We start from the raw sequence: 4,252 nt of genomic DNA on the forward strand, positions 1-4,252 counted from the left end.
GACATTGGGCAGCACCTCAATGGCCTCGATGCACAGGCGCGAGGCCAGGTAGGCGGCGATGCCGTGGCACAGCGGGTCGCCTGTGGCCAGCACCACCACGCGCTGGCCCGCGGCCTGCGCGGCTCGAATCCACTCGGGCACCCGGGATAAGGCTCCGGTCAGGTCGCGCTGCTGCGCACGCGGGTGGATCTGCTGCGCGAACAATTGCAGCGTCCGCGCCCCGCCGATCACCAGCTGCGCCTGCTGCAGGTGCGCCCGCGCCGCGTGTCCCAGGCTGGCGACGCCGTCGTCCAGCACGCCGAGAATGCGGCAACGCTCGATGGAGTTTTCTTCAAAATTTGTATCGCTCAAGGAGCCTCCGCAATCTTGCGACCGTCGAAGTCGCAGACCAGCACTTTCAGTTCGAATTGATCGGGGTAGCGCGTGCGCAAGGTCTGGATCACGCGCTGCGCCAGCGCGGTGTGGAACGCCTGGCCCAGCCCCAGCGCGTCCATGCGCTCGCCGGCGTAGCGCGCGGTCTCGTTCTGGCGGATGGCATCGCAGACGTCCGGCGCGGCGCCCAGGCCGGCCGCGATGTCGGCCAGCAGGCCGGTATCGACCTCGGCGCGGCCCGCGTGGGTGATGGTTTCGCCCTGCGCGATCTTGGTGAGCTTGCCCACCATGCCGCCGATCACCACCTTCTTCAAGCCCGCTTTCACCGCCGCACCCATGGCATAGCGTAAAAAGTCGCCCATCTGCACGAATGCGGCCTCGGGCAGGTGGGGCAGTTCTTCCATCACGAATTTTTCGGTGCGCCCGCCGGTGGTGAGCACCACGACGCCCTCGGGCAGCGTGCCCGCCACATGCACGCCCTGCACCACGCTGGCGCGCCAGGCCGCGGTGGAGTACGGTTTGACAATGCCAGTGGTGCCCAGGATGGATATGCCGCCCAGGATGCCCAGCCGCGCGTTCGTGGTTTTCTTGGCCATCTGCTCGCCCTGGGGCACCGAGATCGTCACCTCGAAACCGGCCTCGTCGAGCAGCGATGCACCGGCGGCGCGCACATTGGCCTCGATGTTGCGTCGGGGCACCGGATTGATGGCCGGGCCACCCACCGCCAGGCCCAAGCCCGGCAGGGTGACGGTGCCCACACCCGAGCCACCGAGCAGCAGCACCTCGCCCGGCCGCTCAGGCAGCAGCCGCACATCGGCCGTCAGATGCGCCTTGTCGGTGCAGTCGGGGTCGTCGCCCGCATCCTTGATGACCATGGCGTGGGCCGATGCGCCCCCACCCACGCCATCTACGCGGCCATCCTGCACGGCGAAGGTCACAAGGTCGCCATTGGGCAGCAGACATTCCACCGCGTCGGGCACCTGACCTGTGACCAGGCCAATCACCGCCGCACGCGCCGCCGCAGCAGAACACGCACCGGTGGTGAAACCGGTGCGGGTGCCGCGGGGCGCGTCTTTTTTCATCATGGGGCGAGTTCCCTCGCCTCAGCCAAACCGAGCAAGGCATGGATGGCTGCCACCACCAGGGTGGAGCCGCCCTTGCGCCCACGGATCACGACCCAGGGCACCTCGGCTTCCAGGGCCATCAAGTCCTTGGATTCGGCGGCTGAGACAAAACCCACCGGCATGCCCACCACCAGCGCCGGGCGTGCGCCCTCTTCGTGGATCAGGCGCACCAGCTCGATCAGCGCCGTGGGCGCGTTGCCGATGCCGACGATGGCACCATTGATCAGGCCCAGCCGGTGAGCCTTGCGCATGGCCTGCACGGCACGGGTGGTCCCTTCGGTCTTGGCGGCGTCAATCACGTCAGCGTCCGAGATGAACTGGTGCGTGGCCATGCCGAAATGCCCCAGGCGTGGCGCCGACAAGCCCACGCAGATCATTTCCACATCGGCCACCACGCGGGTCGCGCGCGACAAGACGGCGGCCACGCCGGCCTCCACCGCCCGAGGGTGAAAGTCGGTCAGGCCGTTGAAGTCGAAGTCGGCGTTGGCGTGGATCATGCGGCGCACGATGGGCCATTGGGCCGGTGTATAGGCATGCGATGCGACCTCGCGGTCAATCACCGCAAACGAATCATGCTCAATGGCCCGGCCCGCAGCGGTGAGCTGTTCGGTAATGACGTTGGCGGTGCTCATGGGTGGGCGTGCTCGTGAGGATGGTCATGGTCATGCGCCTTTTCATGGGCATCTTGATGCGAATGAGGGTGCGGATGAACCTGAACGATGGCCTGAACATGCGGGTGTGCGTGCGCATGTTCGTGAGGATGGTCGTGACCATGCTCATGCTCGTGGTGGTGCGCCATCGCATCGTCGTGGTGGTGGCCCCCCATGCCGTTTTCGACGCCAAACTCACGGTACTTGCAGCCATCGCACGGCATGCGTGACTCGGGCACGCCGCGTTTCAGGTCGTTAACCCGCTCTTCCAGCAGCTCAAAAATCTCGCGTTCAAAGCCGAAATAGGCGGTTAAGGTGAAGCGGATGGTGGGGTACTGGGTTTTCAGGTTGTCGACCTGCCGCTTGATGCGCTCCACCAACGTGCCGTTGAACAGGTAATACGGCAACACCACCACCTGCGTCATGCCCAGCAGATGCTGGCGCTGCACCACTTTTTCCAGTCTTGGATAGGTGATGCCGGTAAAGGCCAGGTCCACCAGCTCATGGTCGGTTTCCTCCATGACCCAGCGCGCCATCTTGGCCATCTCGCCGTTGGCCTGGCGGTCCGATGAGCCGCGCCCCAGGATCACCACGCCGGTGGTCGTCGGGTCCGGCATATCGAGCCCCTGCATGGCGAACTTGAGGCGGCGTTTGACCACGCCGAGAATGTGATCGCAGGCGCTCAGGTGCGGGGCATACAGGAACTGCACTTGCGGAAAACGCAGGCGCGCCGCGTCGATGGCCTGCGGAATGTCCATCTTCACGTGGCCTGCCGCATTCAGAATCAGCGGCACCACCATCACGCGGCGTGCATCAGTGGCCGCCCTGCGCAGGCCCTCGCTCAGGGTGATCTCGGAAAACTCGATGAAGCAGACTTCAATGCGCCAGCCTGGCTGGCGCTGGCGCCATTGGGCGGCAAAGCGCTCGATTTCCTCGTTGCCGGAGGCTTCGCGTGAGCCGTGGCCCACCAGCAAAATGGTCTCTGTGGTCATGGGGTTTCCAGGGTAAGGTTTGAAACGGGGACGCTGGCACGCCGGAAACGGTGCGTGAAACTGGCGTCGTAGAGTTTGGATTTGGCCAGGGTGGTCCATTGCCGCGCGCCCAGCGTCGGGCTGGCGATGATCATGGACTGGCTGACAATTTTGGCCTCGCGGCACAGGGCCTGGATGGTGCTGACCGTGCCGCGGATAATTTTTTCTTCGCCCGGCCAGCTGGCCTTGTGCACCACCACAACGGGCGCATCGGGCGACCAGCCGGCCGCCGTCAAGGCCGCCGTGACGCGACCCATCAGGGTAATGCTCAGGAAGATGCACAGCGTGCTGTGGTGCGCCGCCAGCGCTTCCAGCGACTCGCCCTCGGGCATGGGCGTGCGCCCCTCCACCCGGGTGAAAATCACCGTTTGCGTGACCTCGGGCAGGGTCAGGCTCTCCACCGCCGCCGCCGCCGAGGCCATGGCCGAAGACACGCCGGGAACCACCTGAATCGCGATGCCTGCGGCGTCCAGCGGCTGCACCAGTTCGATCAGCGCCCCATACAGGCCGGGGTCGCCGGTTTGCAGGCGCACCACGGTTTCATGTTTCCCGGCCTGCGCGATCAGCCACGCCGACATCTGCTCCAGCGTCATGTCCTTGCTGTCCGCGATGACACAGTTCCCGGGTGCCCAACGGGTGGCCGCAGCGTTGACCAGGGAGCCGGCAAACAAGATGGCGCCGGCACGCTCGATCAGCGCACGGCCCTTGACGGTGATCAACTCCGGGTCGCCGGGACCGGCACCCACAAACCAGACGGTGCCCGCACTCATCAGGCAATACCGGTCTTGAGCTTGGGCTGCACGGCGAAGCAGACAGCGCCCACGCGGGTTTGCACAAAGCGTTGCAGCACCCACAGAACGGCAAAGGTGAACAAGGGCTCTGCCACCACGAGCGGAATGTAGGACGAGGCAAACACAGCCCAGCCGGACCATGACGTAGCCACTTCCGTCTGCGTGAGCCAAAAGCCGACCATGATCACGACACCCGCGTAATAGGCACCGTCGAGCTTGAGAAGCGTAGTGATCGTCACCTCTTTGAGCTTGCGCCCCAGGGTGTAATGCAGCGCGATCAGGGG

At 65.4% G+C, this 4,252-nt stretch carries 6 protein-coding genes; all 6 read right to left on the minus strand.

What is annotated here, in order from left to right:
- Nucleotides 1–351, minus strand: a 351-nt coding sequence (locus tag B7X65_RS23675; RefSeq protein WP_293596684.1) for an SAM-dependent methyltransferase, incomplete at its 3' end; no start/stop codon positions are given.
- Entirely contained in the window at nucleotides 348–1,457 is a 1,110-nt protein-coding gene (locus B7X65_RS23680; protein WP_293596685.1) for a cobalt-precorrin-5B (C(1))-methyltransferase, read from the minus strand. The genes B7X65_RS23675 and B7X65_RS23680, both read right to left, overlap by 4 nt.
- Complete coding sequence (locus tag B7X65_RS23685; RefSeq protein ID WP_293596686.1) at nucleotides 1,454–2,128, minus strand: precorrin-8X methylmutase; 675 nt, start codon at nucleotides 2,126–2,128, stop codon at nucleotides 1,454–1,456. Before B7X65_RS23685 ends, B7X65_RS23680 begins: the two co-directional genes overlap by 4 nt.
- Nucleotides 2,125–3,138: a sirohydrochlorin chelatase gene (locus tag B7X65_RS23690; RefSeq protein WP_293596687.1), complete on the minus strand. Its 1,014-nt coding sequence runs from the start codon at nucleotides 3,136–3,138 to the stop codon at nucleotides 2,125–2,127. Before B7X65_RS23690 ends, B7X65_RS23685 begins: the two co-directional genes overlap by 4 nt.
- A complete protein-coding gene (gene cobM, locus B7X65_RS23695; RefSeq protein WP_293596688.1) occupies nucleotides 3,135–3,947 on the minus strand; it encodes a precorrin-4 C(11)-methyltransferase in 813 nt (270 codons plus the stop codon). Before cobM ends, B7X65_RS23690 begins: the two co-directional genes overlap by 4 nt.
- Nucleotides 3,947–4,252, minus strand: a 306-nt coding sequence (locus tag B7X65_RS23700; RefSeq protein ID WP_363104788.1) for an energy-coupling factor ABC transporter permease, incomplete at its 5' end; no start/stop codon positions are given. The genes B7X65_RS23700 and cobM, both read right to left, overlap by 1 nt.

The sequence above is a fragment of the Polaromonas sp. 39-63-25 genome (assembly GCF_002278925.1).
Lineage (GTDB): Bacteria > Pseudomonadota > Gammaproteobacteria > Burkholderiales > Burkholderiaceae_C > Polaromonas.